This window comes from Methylothermus subterraneus, from assembly GCF_054656915.1.
In genome coordinates this window covers 119,421-133,370 of the sequence record NZ_BAAHXK010000007.1, presented here as the reverse complement: position 1 = coordinate 133,370, position 13,950 = coordinate 119,421, and the positions used below count along the sequence as shown (strand labels likewise).

Sequence of the window (13,950 nt, the reverse complement as noted above, 5' to 3'; positions counted from 1 at the left end):
GGCGCGCGCCTTTTTGGCCCAAGTGACCTCCGACCCGACCACCGTCAAGACCCCAAGCCAGGTGACCCAGTTCATCCAGAGCCAAATCGCCAATCCGGGCGATCCCATACTTAAAATTTAACATAATAAACATTATGCGAAGTTAAAGCCGGTTTTCAGGAAGATAAGGATTAGGGTCGAAATCCGGCTCCTGCTTAAGAAGCCAGGCCGAAAGCAACTTAGTCGCGGTAGGTCCCATGGTTACGCCGTTGCGGAAATGGCCGCAGTTGTAGTACAGGTTGTCAAATCGCGGGTGGCGGCCGATGTAGGGAATCCCTAAAGGCGCTGCCGGCCGAAGCCCAGCCCAATGTAATTCGACCGGAAAGTGGCGCAAACTCGGCAAGGTGTCGATGGCAAAGCGATACAAGCCTTGGTAGGCCTCCCTGGTCGGGCGTTTGTCGAAACCGGCCTCTTCGACTGTGCTGCCGATCAATATTCGCCCGTCCAGACGCGGAATGAGATAATGCTCGCCGTACTGCACCATAGTAGTCAGTATTCCAGGTTCCGCTTGAAGGAGCAACATTTGGCCTTTGACCGGCCGGATCCTGGGTTGCCAAAGCAAATCTTTAGACCACCTTGCAGACCAGGCCCCGGCGGTGACGATGAATACGTCGGCTCGAATTTCTCCTTTAGGCGTGATTGCTGAGATAATTTCCGTGCCGCGCCGGCGCCAGCCGACCACGGGAGTCTTCTCCTCAAACGCTACCCCACGCAGTTGGCAGTCGCGCTTTAAGGCCTTTAAGAGTCTGGGGTTGCGGATTTGAGAGATTCCAGGAACCCAAAACGCCTCTTTAGTCGATCGGACCCCAGGGAAGCGTTTTTCGATTTCCCTGCGGTCTAGAATCTCAAAGACAATCCCATGGCGCCTACACCAGGCACAAGCGGCGCTTAAGTCTTCCAAATCCAGCCACAGCATGCCGCATTGCTGGAGCTCAGGGTTGATGCCGGTCGATTGCAACTCTTTAACGAGTTCAGCGTAATCTCTCCCACTGCCCAAGGTGAGTTGCTGAATGGGTTCTGGCTGCCGCCAGGGATACAGCGGCGAGAGAATGCCCCCGCCCGCCCAAGAAGCCTCCTGGCCTATCGCGCTCCGGTCCACGATTTTTACTTGCCAGCCGCTTGCGCTCAGTTCGCGGGCGCACAGAAGGCCCATGATTCCACCGCCGAGGATCAGGCACTTCATTTTTGGTTATAGACAATGGTTTAAAAATTTGATACAAATCGTTTCCGTCGAGACAATCGACGAGCATGGATCCGTTTCGTACGGTTCTTTAGGATGCAATATAACAAACTAACCTGAGAGGTAGGAGAAATGGCAGACGAGACTCAAGAAAAAGACAATTTTTGGCTGATCATCGGCCTTCTGATCGCTGCCGTCGTGGTCGGCGTGATCCTATTCAAAAAGACCGAAACTTCTTCGGTGCCTTATCAAGCTTGGGAAGAAGTCAGGAAGGAAGAGGCATCTAAAAAATAACCACTTATCTTTGAGCGATTTGAAAAGCCCTGCGCGCCAGGGCTTTTCTTTTAGACGTTGAAGCGAAAGTGCACCACATCCCCGTCTTGAATGACGTAATCCTTGCCCTCCAGACGCCATTTTCCCGCCTCTTTGGCGCCCTGCTCGCCGCCGTAACGAATAAAATCGGCGTAGGCGATCACTTCGGCGCGGATAAACCCTTTCTCAAAATCCGAATGAATGACCCCTGCCGCGGCCGGAGCAAGAGTGCCTATGGGCACCGTCCAGGCGCGCACTTCTTTGCTGCCTGCGGTAAAGAACGTCTCTAGCCCCAGGAGACGATAGGCCGCGCGCGCCATCCGCTCAAGCCCGGATTCCGCCATCCCGAGCTCTTCGAGAAAAACCGACCGGTCTTCGTCCTCCAGTTGCGCGATTTCCGCCTCCAGGGCGGCGCATATCGGCACCGCTTCGGCCCCTTCGGCCGCCGCATACTCAAGCACCCGATCGAGCCATGGGTTGCCTTCGAGACCACCTTCCTGAACGTTGGCGACGTAGAGAGTGGGCTTTGCGGTCAAAAGCTGAAGCGCTTTGAGCCTGGCCTGCTCTTTTGGATCCAACGCCAAGCAGCGCACCGGCCGTCCTGAATCCAAATGGGCGATGACTTTTTCGAGCAGCGCCTTTTCGAGCAGCGCTTCTTTTTCCCCCGACTTGGCGGCCCGCATCACCCGATTAAGGGCCCGTTCCGCCGACTCTAGGTCGGCCAAAATCAATTCGGTTTGGATGGTTTCAATGTCTCGGATCGGATCGACTGAGCCGGCCACGTGGGTGACGTCTGGATCGTCAAAGCAGCGCACCACGTGGACGATGGCGTCGGTCTCCCGGATATGTCCTAAGAAGCGATTGCCCAAGCCCTCGCCTTTCGAAGCCCCGGCGACCAACCCGGCGATGTCTACGAACTCTACGGTAGCGGGGACGATGCGCTGAGGTCGGACGATTTCGGCGAGGCGCTCTAGCCGCAGATCTGGCACCGGAACAATGCCCACATTAGGATCAATGGTGCAGAAAGGATAGTTCTCTGCAGGGATTTGCGCGCGCGTCAGCGCGTTGAACAAGGTGGATTTGCCTACGTTAGGCAAACCTACGATACCACAGTGCAAGGCCATGTCTTAACAAAAGTTAACAATCAGGAAACCGTAAAACGTCGTCTTCGCCCAGATACGCGCCGGATCGAACTTCGATCAGCTCCAAGGGAATTTGGCCTGGATTTTCTAGACGGTGTTTGACCCCGATAGGAATATACACGGATTGATTTTCGCTGAGCAAAAAAGTTTCTTCTCCTCGGGTAACGCGGGCGGTTCCCTTGACTACGATCCAATGTTCGGCTCGGTGGTGGTGCAACTGGGTGGTTACGCAGGCGCCTGGACGCAAGGTCAAGCGCTTGACCTGGTAGCGTTCGCCTTCGCCGATCGTCTCGATCGTCCCCCAGGGGCGGTGTGTTTTAATGTGCTCTAAATATTGCGGACGCCCCAAGCGTTTTAGGTATTCAGCCACTTCCCTGACTTCCTGGGCGCATTCCTTGGCGGCAACCAAAATGGCATCCTGGGTTTCAACCACCACCAACCCCTCTACTCCCAATGCGGCTACGAACCGAGCCTCGGAACGGATAAGGCAGTCTTTGACGCGCTTTAGATACACGTCTCCGTAGGCAACGTTGCCTTCGTTGTCGGTCTCGGTGACCTCCCACAACGCCGGCCAGGAGCCAAGGTCCGACCAGCCGGCGTCCAGCGGCAAAACCGCAATTTTCTTGGAGGTTCCGGCGATTTTTTCCATCACCGCATAGTCGATGGAATCGGCCGGGCAGCGCGCGAAAGCTTCGGGATGCAGACGAAAGAACTCTCCGTCCTGCCTGCCTGAGTGCACCGCCTCCCGAACCGCGGCCAGGATATCTGGGCGAAACCGGCCGATGGCATCCAGCCAACGGCGGGCGCGCAAGACGAAGATCCCGCTGTTCCACAAGTAGTTGCCTGAAGCCAGATATTGTTTGGCAAGCTCGAGCTTGGGTTTTTCTACGAACGCTTCCAAGACCTTAGCCTGGCCGCAAAGCGGCTGACCGGCGCGCAGGTATCCAAAACCGGTTTCCGCCCGGGTGGGTACGATCCCAAAAGTGACCATGTACTCATCCTGCGCCAGACTGACAGCTTCGCTTAAGGCGTTGCAGAAAGCGTCGGCATTTTTGATTACATGGTCCGAAGGCGCGGCCGCCAGCACCGGATCGTTCCCCTCTTGGGTCGCAAGCAAGGCCGCAGCGGTCAAAGCGGGGGCCGTGTTGCGCCCGACCGGCTCCAAAACGATATCAACCTTTAGCTTTAAGGTTCTAAACTGTTCGGCTACCAAAAAGCGGTGGGATTCGTTGCAAACCACCAAAGGCGGGCAAACAGAAATGGGAGGACTTTTTGCCGAGAGCGCTTGGAGACGCAGCGCCGTCTCCTGGAGCAGGCTGTGCTTGCCCGTTAAAGCCAAAAATTGCTTTGGGTAGGTTTCTCGCGACAGCGGCCAAAGCCTGGTTCCTGACCCCCCGGACAAAAGGACGGCCATAAATGGTATGCTCATTGTCTTCTGATGATTTATCTTTATCATGACCACGCGCGTTTATACCCATCCGGCTTGCTTTGACCACGACACCGGCCCGGGACATCCCGAATCGCGGGCACGGCTTGAGGTCGTTTTGGAAGCGCTAGCTCGTCCCGGCTTTGAAAACATCGAGTGGCGCATTGCTCCTTGCGCCAGACTAGAGCAATTGGCCGCAGTACACACGGCAAGCCACATCGAGCAGATTTATGCGGCTATCCCCAAGACAGGTTACGCTTTTCTGGATCCGGATACCGTCGTTTCTCCAGGCTCGTGGGAAGCCGCTCTGCGCGCTGCTGGGGCGGTGTGCGCTGCGATAGAAGACGTGCTTGGGGGAGAGGCGGAGAATGCCTTTTGCGCTGTTCGCCCTCCGGGGCATCATGCGGAAATAGGCCGCGCGATGGGGTTTTGTCTGTTCAACAACGTCGCCATCGCCGCCCGCCATGCTATAGATCGGTTCGGATTGAAAAGAGTGGCGATTGTCGATTTTGACGCCCATCACGGCAACGGCACTCAAGCCATTTTCGCCAGCGAGCCTAAAGTGCTGTACGCTTCTACCCATCAATTCCCCCTCTACCCTGGCACCGGCCGCGCTGAAGAAACCGGGTGCGGAAATTTGATCAACGTGCCTCTGCCGCCTGGCGCCACCGGCGCGCATTTTCGCGCTCAGGTCCAAGCGCATATTCTCCCTGCCCTTTTGGCCTTTCGGCCTGAGCTTATTTTGATCTCGGCCGGGTTCGACGCCCACGTCAAAGATCCTTTGGCTTCCCTGTGCCTGGAGGAAGCCGACTTTGCCTGGATCAGCGCTCAGCTTTTGGTGTTTGGTGTGCCCTTGGTCTCCAGCCTGGAGGGAGGCTATCACTTGGGCGCTTTGGCAGAAAGTGCGGCTGCTCATGTACAGGCCCTGATTTCTGGCCTCCCGATGGCGAAATAGTCGAATCCGTACCGGCGCACGAGGTTGGGATCGTAAAGATTGCGGCCGTCGAAAATCACCGCGCGCCGCATAAGCTGTTTCATTGCACCAAAGTCAGGACTGCGGAACTCGTTCCACTCGGTAAGGAGCGCCAAACCGTCGGCGTTCTTAAGAGCCGCCATCGGGCTATCGGCCAATACGAGGTCTTCCCGTTGGCCATAGATTTGCAGCGCCACGGCTCGAGCGACCGGGTCGTAGGCGCAAACCTTAGCGCCGGCGGCCCACAAGGATTCCATTAAAGTCCGGCTGGGGGCTTCGCGCATGTCGTCGGTGTTGGGCTTAAATGCCAGCCCCCAGAGAGCGAAAGTCCTGCCTCTCAGATCCCCTGCGTAATAGCCTTGGATTTTTTCGAACAGGCGCCGCTTTTGGCGTTCATTGACGCTGTCTACCGCGCGCAGCAGTTCCGCGGGGACATTTGAGCTCTGCGCGGTGGCGATCAAGGCCTTGATGTCTTTAGGGAAACACGAGCCGCCATAGCCGCAACCGGGATAGATGAAGTGATAGCCTATCCTCGGGTCGGCGCCGATTCCGATCCGCACTTTCTCGATGTCTGCCCCTAGCGCTTCGGCAAGATTGGCCAGTTCGTTCATCAAGCTGATCTTGGTGGCCAGCATGGCGTTGGCAGCGTATTTGGTCAATTCCGCCGAACGGAGGTCCATCGCGATCAGGCGTTCGTGGTTGCGGTTGAACGGGGCATACAAGGCCCTGAATAGCTCGGTGGTACGGGGGTTGTCGGTGCCAACGACGATCCGATCCGGCCGCATAAAATCGTCGATCGCTGCGCCCTCTTTAAGAAATTCGGGGTTGGCGACCACATCGAATTCCAGCTCCGCCCTTCCCCGCCTTGCGAGCACCGTCCGGATCTCGGCCCGAACCCGATCCCCTGTCCCGACGGGGACGGTGGACTTGTTGACTACGATGCGGTACTCCTCCATCCGCTCGGCGATGGTCCGCGCGACCGCAATTACCTGCTTAAGATCGGCGCTGCCGTCTTCGCCTGGAGGCGTGCCGACGGCGATAAATTGGAACAATCCATGGGAGACGGCAAGGTCAGGGTCGGTCGTGAACGCAAGCCGCCCCGCTTTGCGGTTGCGGGTGATCAACTGGTCTAGACCGGGCTCGTAGATCGGGACTTCACCGTGGTTTAGGCGCTCTATCTTGTGCTCGTCCACATCCGCGCACAGGACGTCGTTTCCGACTTCCGCCAAACACGCGCCGGTCACCAATCCTACATACCCCGAGCCGTAAATCGTCACTTTCATAAGCCGCGCTCGAGATCCGCAATGATGTCTTCAACCGCTTCTAGGCCTACCGAAATCCGCACCAAGCCTTCGTCGATTCCTGCCTGTTTGCGCTCTTCTTCCGATAAGCGGCTATGCGTGGTAGTCGCTGGGTGGGTGATCGTGGTCTTTACATCGCCGAGGTTGGCGGTGATGGAAATCAAGCGCGTGCTGTCGATCAGTTTCCACGCCGCTTCCCGCCCTCCTCGGACTACAAAACTCACTATCCCCCCTGCCCCGTCTTGTTGGCGTTTTACCAGCTCGTATTGGGGATGGGAGGGTAGACCCGGGTAGTACACCCGCTCGACCTTGGGCTGGCTTTCCAGCCAGCGGGCAAGCTGCAGGGCGTTGTCGCAGTGGGCGCGCATCCTCAAGCTCAAGGTCTCTAGCCCTTTTAGGAACACCCAGGCGTTGAACGGACTCAAAGCCGCTCCTCCCGTCCTAAGAAAGGGATAAATCGCCTGGTCGAGCAACTCGGCTCGACCCACGATCGCCCCCCCGACGCAGCGGCCTTGACCATCCAGGTATTTAGTCGCCGAATGCACGACCAGATCGGCGCCTAAGGCCAGCGGCCTCTGCAAGATCGGGGTGCAGAAGACGTTGTCCACCACTAGCAGGCAACCTGATGAATGAGCTAACTCGGCCAAGGCGGCGATGTCGGCGATTTCGGTCAAGGGGTTGGACGGGGTTTCTAGGAAGAGGAAACGAGTATTTTCGCAAATGGCAGACTCCCAGGCGTTCAAGTCGGTCAAGGTCACAAACGAAGTCTTGACGCCAAACTTGCCCAGGTAATTTTTGAACAGCAAGACCGTGTTGCCGAACACTGAACGCGAACACACCACGTGGTCGCCGGCTTTAAGCAAGCCCATGCATAAGGTCAAAATCGCCGCCATCCCGGAAGCGGTCGCAATACACCGCTCCCCGCCTTCTAAAGCCGCCAGGCGCTCTTCGAAGGCGCGCACGGTGGGATTGGTGAAACGCGAATAAATATTGCCCACCTCTTCTCCAGCAAAGCGAGCTTGCGCTTGACGGGCGCTGTCGAAAACGTAGCTTGAAGTGGCAAAGATAGGATCGGAGTGTTCCTGTTCGGGGGTCCGATGCTGTCCAGCGCGGACGCTGCGGGTTTGCAGGCCAAATTGGTTCCAGTCCATCGGCGGCTCTTCTAAATCGAAATGAGATCGGTTAGGGGCGACGCGCACGTCGCCCTTTCAAGCTTTTTTTGACCGGCTTCGGAGCGGCAGAGCCGAAGCCGTTCAAGGTACTCGGGTGTGATATCGCCGGTTACGTACTGCCCGCTAAAGCAGCTGGTTTCAAAGCGTTTGAGCTTGGGGTTGCCGCGTCCTACCGCTTCCACCAGGTCTTCAAGATCCTGATAGATGAGCCAGTCTGCCCCGAGCAGAGCCTCAACCTCCGCCTCTGAGCGGCCGTGGGCGATCAACTCATCGGCAGCCGGCATGTCGATGCCATAAACATAAGGATAGCGCACCGGCGGCGAAGCTGAGGCAAAATAAACCTTTTTGGCGCCTGCTTCTCTAGCCATTTGGATGATCTGACGAGAAGTCGTGCCGCGCACGATGGAATCGTCGACCAAGAGTACGTTCTTGCCTTTGAACTCCAGGTCGATTGGATTCAGCTTGCGTCGGACCGATCGTTGACGCAGCGTCTGCCCAGGCATGATGAAGGTGCGGCCGATATAGCGGTTTTTGATAAAACCTTCGCGATACTTCACTTTTAACCGGTTCGCCAGCTCCATTGCGGCCGTCCGGCTGGTGTCTGGAATGGGGATAACCACATCGACGTCGTGATCTGGCTTTAGTCTTAAGATCTTTTCCGCCAGCTTCTCGCCCATGCGGAGCCTGGCTTTGTGCACCGAGATTTGGTCGATGATCGAGTCGGGGCGGGCGAAATAAACAAATTCGAATATGCACGGCGCAGGCTCTCTCTGGTCAGCGCAGCGGCGGCTATGGAAGCGGCCGTTTCTCTCTATGAACACGGCTTCTCCCGGCTCGATATCGCGTACTAGATCAAACCCAAGCACGTCTAGGGCAACGCTTTCGGAAGCGATCATGTACTCTGGCCCCTTAGGCGATTCCCGGTACCCGATCACTGCCGGCCGAATTCCGAAAGGATCCCGAAAGCCCAGAATCCCAAAGCCGGTAATCATCGCCACGACCGCGTAAGCGCCGCGGCAACGGCGGTGGACTTCGGTCACGGCGTCAAATACATCGTTGACATCCAGGCGCAGTTTGCCCAGGCGCTGGAGTTCGTGGGCAAAGACGTTGAGCAGCACTTCGGAATCAGAATCGGTGTTGATATGCCGCTGATCCTGTAGAAACAGCTCTTGCTTGAGTTGCTCGGCGTTGGTGAGATTGCCGTTGTGTCCTAAGGTAATCCCGTAAGGAGAATTAACATAAAAGGGTTGAGCTTCGGCAGGGCTGGCGCAACAACCTGAGGTTGGATAACGCACGTGGCCGATTCCCATGGTCCCTGGCAGGTTCAGCATGTCTTTGGTTTCGAAGACGTCGCGCACCAACCCGCGCCCCTTGCGCAAATAAAATCTTCCCCCTTCGTAAGTAGCGATTCCAGCGGCGTCCTGGCCGCGGTGCTGGAGGACGGTCAGAGCCTCATACAATTCTTGATTCACCGGGGAGTGAGAGACTATGCCAACGATGCCGCACATAAGCTGTTCACGTTTGAGTTAAAAAATGACGTGAGCGATCTTTTAAATACAGGGTTTGCAGAGTTTCGACCCAAAGCTCGAGGGAGGGTAAAAATCGCGACTGCTGCCACCAAGTTTGCTGCGACAATTTTAAGCTGTCTGCCGCCCATACAAAACCTAAAATCAACACCAAACCGCGCGCCCAACCGAGCAGTAAACCGCCTAAACGGTTTACGCTGCCAAGCAAGGACCGATTAATCCAAGCGCTGAGTAAAAGACCAAGCGTTTTACTAAGAAAGAGCGTGCTAAGGAACAAGATAACAAATGCCACGACCGTTGGAACTCCAGGATAAGCGATCCAGCTTTTCAGTTCGACCGCCAATACCGGCGAGCCGTAAAACCCAATCCATAACGCGGCGATCCAGCCGACGAGAGAAAACACTTCACGGATCAAGCCGCGCGCCCAACCTCGGAGGGCGGAAACACCGACTGTGATGAGAATCGCGTAATCGACCCAAGTCATTGCTTTAGGCAAGGTCGCAAAACAGCTAGGATTGCCTGCTGTCCATGGTCTCGTCCAGCATTTTTAAATGGGCCAGTTTGGCGGCGATTTTCGCCTCCAGTCCTCGGTCCGTTGGATGATAATATTGCCTAGGCTTCATTTCGTCTGGGAAATAACTCTCTCCGGCAGCGTATCCTTCCGGTTCGTCATGGGCGTAGCGGTAGCCTTTGCCTGCGCCGATTTCTCGCATGAGTTGGGTTGGAGCGTTGCGTAAGCGCAGTGGCACCTCAAGGCTTCCATAGGCGGCAGCGTCGCGGGAAGCCGCTTGGAATGCACGATAGACGGCGTTGCTCTTGGGAGCACACGCAAGATAAACGGCAGCCTGTGCCAAGGCCAACTCGCCTTCGGGACTTCCCAAGCGTTGCTGTGCGTCCCAAGCGTTGAGCGCCAGTTGAAGAGCGCGCGGGTCGGCGTTGCCGATGTCTTCTGAAGCGATCCGCACCAGGCGTCGGGCGATATAAAGAGGATCGCAGCCGCCATCGAGCATCCGGCACAGCCAGTATAAGGAAGCATCTGGGTGGCTGCCGCGGATGGCTTTGTGAAGGGCGGAGATCTGATCGTAGAAAATATCTCCTTGCTTGTCGAAGCGGCGCGCACTACCCCCAGCGAGTACGTCTTTGGCTAAAGATTCGGTGATCACCGCTCGATCTTGCTCATCTCTAGCGATTTCTATCGCGATTTCCAATAAGTTTAGCAACCGCCGTGCGTCGCCGTCGGCAGCAGCGATAAACCAGTCGCGGATTTTTGCAGGTAATTCCACGTGGATTTTTCCAAATCCTTGGGGGGATTTTAATGCGCGATCGATGAGTCGTTGCAGGTCTTCTGGTTGTAAGGCTTTAAGGAGATAAACGCGGACGCGAGACAGCAAGGCGCTGTTGAGCGCAAAAGAAGGGTTTTCCGTGGTTGCGCCGATAAGATGAATGAGGCCAGATTCGATATGAGGTAGGAAAATATCTTGTTGTGCCCGGTTGAGGCGGTGGATTTCGTCTATAAATAGGATAGTGTGTTGATTTTGATGTTGGTTTTGATGTTGGTTTTGTTTTACTTTTTCTAGTTGGGTTTTTGCTTCTTGGATTGTTAGGGAAATTCCAGATAACGATATAAATTCTGAGTTACAAGAAGCTGCAATGATTCGCGCCAAAGTGGTTTTGCCAGTGCCCGGGGGACCCCACAAGATCATAGAGTGCAACCGACCGGTACAAATCGCCCTGTACAAGGGGCGATCTTTGGCCAACAAGTGGCGCTGACCGACAAATTCCTCAAGCCGGCCAGGCCGCATGCGGTCGGCCAGCGGACGAAAATCCAAGCTCATCAGCCCTCAAACACATCCACCCCTGGAGGCGGTTCGAAACGGAACAAACTGTCTTGAAGCGGGCGATTCAATTCGACCTGCTCGAAGCGAACCCGGGTCAACTGACCAAAGTTGTCTTTAAGCTCCATTGCGCTCAACACCCCCCCGCTCAACTCGACTGTGATGCTGCGAAATACGTCTTCCTCGCTTTTTGGCCTAAGCTCAACCCAGCTTTGCTGTTCTTCCCCACCCTGTCCGGCAACCACAAAGCGCTGGTTTAGATTCAATTCGCCGCTGAGCAGCAAAGCAGGGGCTGAACCTAACGCGGCGTCTATGGTCTTGACCGTCACTTGGGCCAAGTCCGGGTCATAAAACCAGACCTTATTTCCGTCGGCGACAATTTCTTGGCGGTAAGGCGCTTCATAAATCCAACGAAACCTTCCCGGCCGTTTCAGATAAAAATGACCTTGATTTTGCTGGCTGACCTGGCCTTTTTCATCGACTATCTGCTGTACAAAAGCCGCCGACAAGGTCTGCACTTTAGCCAAAAACCGATCCAATTCCTGAGCAGCCGTGGCCGCTAAAGCGCTTAAAGGCCACCCAAGAGCCAAGAGCCAAACGATTAAAATTCTAAAACGCATTTACTCCTCCAGCGGTGGAACCAACACCGAACGCGCCCCGTTCCCTTCGGCGCTGCTTACCACGCCCGCGCGTTCCATATCCTCAACGATGCGCGCCGCGCGGTTGTAGCCGATCTTGAACTTACGTTGAATGCTCGAAATCGAGACACGACGGGTCTCAATGACAAAACGCACTGCCTCATCGTACAGGGGATCCAACTCGCCGTCCAACTCCCTGGCTTCTCTTAAGGATTCACCCTCGTCCTGAAAGCAGGTGATGTCCTCAAGATACTGAGGGCTTCCAATTTGTTTTAAGTACTCTACCACCTTAAGAACCTCGTGATCTCCCACGAACGCGCCGTGGGCACGCAGCGGAAACCCAGTGCCAGGCGGCAGATAAAGCATGTCGCCGCAGCCGAGCAAGGCTTCCGCCCCGCTCTGATCCAAAATGGTGCGCGAGTCCACTTTGGAAGACACCTGAAACGCGATCCTGGTCGGGATATTGGCCTTGATCAAACCGGTCAACACGTCCACCGACGGGCGCTGAGTCGCCAAGATCAAATGAATTCCGGCAGCGCGCGCTTTTTGCGCTAAGCGGGCGATCAATTCCTCTACTTTTTTGCCGACGACCATCATCATGTCGGCCAACTCATCGATCACCACCACGATCACCGGCAACGGCTGCAAGACCGGCCAGGTCTCACCCTCGCCTAACCTATCTGCGCGAAACAGCGGGTCTTTGAGCGGTTCCCCTTGCGCGATCGCTTCTTGCACCTTGCGGTTGTAAGCGGCCAGATTGCGCACCTTGAGGGTGGACATGAGGCGATAACGGCGCTCCATTTCCGCCACACACCAACGCAGAGCCGAAGCCGCCTCCTTCATGTCGGTGACCACAGGCGCCAGAAGGTGGGGGATGCCTTCATAGACCGAAAGCTCCAGCATCTTAGGGTCAATCAGGATCATCCTGACCTCTTCGGGGCGGGACTTATACAACAGGCTCAAGATCATAGCGTTGATCGCCACCGACTTGCCCGATCCAGTGGTCCCGGCTACCAAAAGATGAGGCATTTTGGCAAGATCGGCAACCACGGGGCGGCCCGAAATATCCTTGCCCAACACGAGCGTCACCGGAGAGGTGGACTTTTGGTATTCGCGACTCTCTAGAATCTCACGCAAATAGACGGTTTCTCGACGGCGATTGGGAATCTCCAGGCCCACGTAGGACTTGCCTGGGATCACTTCCACCACGCGCACGCTTGGAACCGACAGCGAGCGCGCCAGATCGGTGCTCAGACTCGAAATCCTGCTGCCCTTGATGCCGGGCGCCGGCTTGACCTCGATTCGAGTGATCACCGGGCCAGGGTGTACTTCCTTGACCTCGGCCTGCACTCCAAAATCCGCCAGTGCCTCTTCCACCTGACGCGAGAGAATCTCAAAGTCTTCTTCGGCATACCCAATTTCGACCGCCTCGCCCCGATCGAGGAGATCTAAAGGAGGCACAAGCGAATCGTTTTGACCGTTTTTCGGGTTTTGCTCTTTTTCTCTAGCCGTCCGCTCGCTTTGGGACGACTGCGGGGCTGGAGAAAAAGCGATCACTTCTGGCCTTGGCGGCTCTATTCTAGCCTTACGGGGATTTTTAATTTCTAGCTTCTGCGTTTGGGGCGCTTCTTTTTTTGCAGGCAAGGTTTTGATAAGCCGAGCAGAAAGGATCTTTGCCTTGGACAAAGCAAAAATCCAGCCAAGCAAGGCGTATTGACCAATCGCTTTAGAAAGTTGCAACCAAGACAGCCCCGTGCTTAAAGTGACGCCCGCAAGAAGGCCCAAAAGCAAACTCAAAGTGGCCCCCGCTGTGCCTAGCAGGTTCAGCAACCACTCGCCGATTAGGGCGCCTAAAATCCCGCCGTTGGTCTCCGGCAACCCCAACGGCAGCCAGAAGAGGTGGAGGTAAAAAAAGCCGGCCCCCGCGACGGTCACTACGATATAGCCTAAGCCGCGCCGACCCAGCTCTATCCAATTCAGATCACCACTCGAAAGGCGATACGCTTGCAAACCGTGCCATGCAAGCACGAGGGGGAAAAGCCACGCCATTGCCCCCAACCACGACAACGCCAAATCGGCTATCCAAGCGCCTACCCTGCCGCCTAGGTTGGCGGGGGAACGATCGATTCCCGTGTAGCGCCAACCGGGATCTTGGGCATCAAAAGTCAATAGCGACAATCCTAGGTAGAGGCTAAGCGCCAAATGACCCAAAAGCCCAACTTCACGCAGGCCGTGGGTGGTTTTTTTTGCCGTAGCGTCGGAAACTGCTTTTTTGGTCTGGGCCAACGGTGTTAGAACGGCTTAGATCAAGCCGAGTAATTGTTGATGAAACTGGCGCTCTAAGCAAGCCGTCTTTACCTACCTGCAAAAAGACGCGTACTATAGAACAACAAAATAGTAGGAAAC

General features: G+C 55.9%; 12 protein-coding genes. 2 read left to right on the top strand and 10 right to left on the bottom strand.

Annotated features, from left to right (window positions below; genetic code table 11):
* Positions 1-142 precede the first annotated feature (142 nt).
* Entirely contained in the window at positions 143-1,222 is a 1,080-nt protein-coding gene (gene thiO, locus ACYQ3M_RS08230) for a glycine oxidase ThiO (protein WP_460035589.1), read from the bottom strand.
* A 129-nt stretch (positions 1,223-1,351) separates the two neighbouring features.
* Between thiO and ACYQ3M_RS08225 the strand changes: the two genes are divergently transcribed.
* The gene (locus tag ACYQ3M_RS08225) at positions 1,352-1,513 is read left to right on the top strand and encodes a hypothetical protein (protein ID WP_460035588.1); all 162 of its coding nucleotides are present in this window, start codon (positions 1,352-1,354) and stop codon (positions 1,511-1,513) included.
* Between the two features lie 50 nt (positions 1,514-1,563).
* Here ACYQ3M_RS08225 and ychF read toward each other — a convergent pair whose 3' ends face one another.
* Together ychF and ACYQ3M_RS08215 are read right to left on the bottom strand one after the other, a co-directional pair.
* Positions 1,564-2,655: a redox-regulated ATPase YchF gene (ychF, locus tag ACYQ3M_RS08220; protein WP_460035587.1), complete on the bottom strand. Its 1,092-nt coding sequence runs from the start codon at positions 2,653-2,655 to the stop codon at positions 1,564-1,566.
* A 13-nt stretch (positions 2,656-2,668) separates the two neighbouring features.
* On the bottom strand, positions 2,669-4,087 hold the full coding sequence (locus tag ACYQ3M_RS08215; RefSeq protein WP_460035586.1) for a mannose-1-phosphate guanylyltransferase/mannose-6-phosphate isomerase: 1,419 nt from the start codon (positions 4,085-4,087) through the stop codon (positions 2,669-2,671).
* 40 nt (positions 4,088-4,127) lie between these two features.
* Between ACYQ3M_RS08215 and ACYQ3M_RS08210 the strand changes: the two genes are divergently transcribed.
* The gene (locus tag ACYQ3M_RS08210; RefSeq protein ID WP_460035585.1) at positions 4,128-5,054 is read left to right on the top strand and encodes a histone deacetylase family protein; all 927 of its coding nucleotides are present in this window, start codon (positions 4,128-4,130) and stop codon (positions 5,052-5,054) included.
* Here ACYQ3M_RS08210 and ACYQ3M_RS08205 read toward each other — a convergent pair.
* Genes ACYQ3M_RS08205 through ACYQ3M_RS08175 form a run of 7 tightly spaced genes read right to left on the bottom strand, consistent with a single transcriptional unit; the run spans position 5,012 to position 13,830 of the window.
* Positions 5,012-6,355 (bottom strand): UDP-glucose dehydrogenase family protein, encoded by a 1,344-nt coding sequence (locus ACYQ3M_RS08205; protein WP_460035584.1) that lies wholly within the window; start codon positions 6,353-6,355, stop codon positions 5,012-5,014. The genes ACYQ3M_RS08210 and ACYQ3M_RS08205 overlap by 43 nt on opposite strands.
* On the bottom strand, positions 6,352-7,524 hold the full coding sequence (locus ACYQ3M_RS08200; RefSeq protein WP_460035583.1) for an O-succinylhomoserine sulfhydrylase: 1,173 nt from the start codon (positions 7,522-7,524) through the stop codon (positions 6,352-6,354). The genes ACYQ3M_RS08205 and ACYQ3M_RS08200 overlap by 4 nt, the downstream gene beginning before the upstream one ends.
* 11 nt (positions 7,525-7,535) lie before the next feature.
* Positions 7,536-9,053: an amidophosphoribosyltransferase gene (gene purF / locus ACYQ3M_RS08195; protein ID WP_460035582.1), complete on the bottom strand. Its 1,518-nt coding sequence runs from the start codon at positions 9,051-9,053 to the stop codon at positions 7,536-7,538.
* Positions 9,054-9,060: 7 nt separating this feature from the next.
* A complete protein-coding gene (locus ACYQ3M_RS08190; protein WP_460035581.1) occupies positions 9,061-9,555 on the bottom strand; it encodes a CvpA family protein in 495 nt (164 codons plus the stop codon).
* 25 nt (positions 9,556-9,580) lie between these two features.
* On the bottom strand, positions 9,581-10,906 hold the full coding sequence (locus ACYQ3M_RS08185; RefSeq protein ID WP_460035580.1) for a replication-associated recombination protein A: 1,326 nt from the start codon (positions 10,904-10,906) through the stop codon (positions 9,581-9,583).
* Positions 10,906-11,526 (bottom strand): outer membrane lipoprotein periplasmic chaperone LolA, encoded by a 621-nt coding sequence (lolA, locus tag ACYQ3M_RS08180; protein ID WP_460035579.1) that lies wholly within the window; start codon positions 11,524-11,526, stop codon positions 10,906-10,908. The genes ACYQ3M_RS08185 and lolA overlap by 1 nt, the downstream gene beginning before the upstream one ends.
* The gene (locus ACYQ3M_RS08175; RefSeq protein WP_460035578.1) at positions 11,527-13,830 is read right to left on the bottom strand and encodes a DNA translocase FtsK; all 2,304 of its coding nucleotides are present in this window, start codon (positions 13,828-13,830) and stop codon (positions 11,527-11,529) included.
* Between the last annotated feature and the right edge of the window lie 120 nt (positions 13,831-13,950).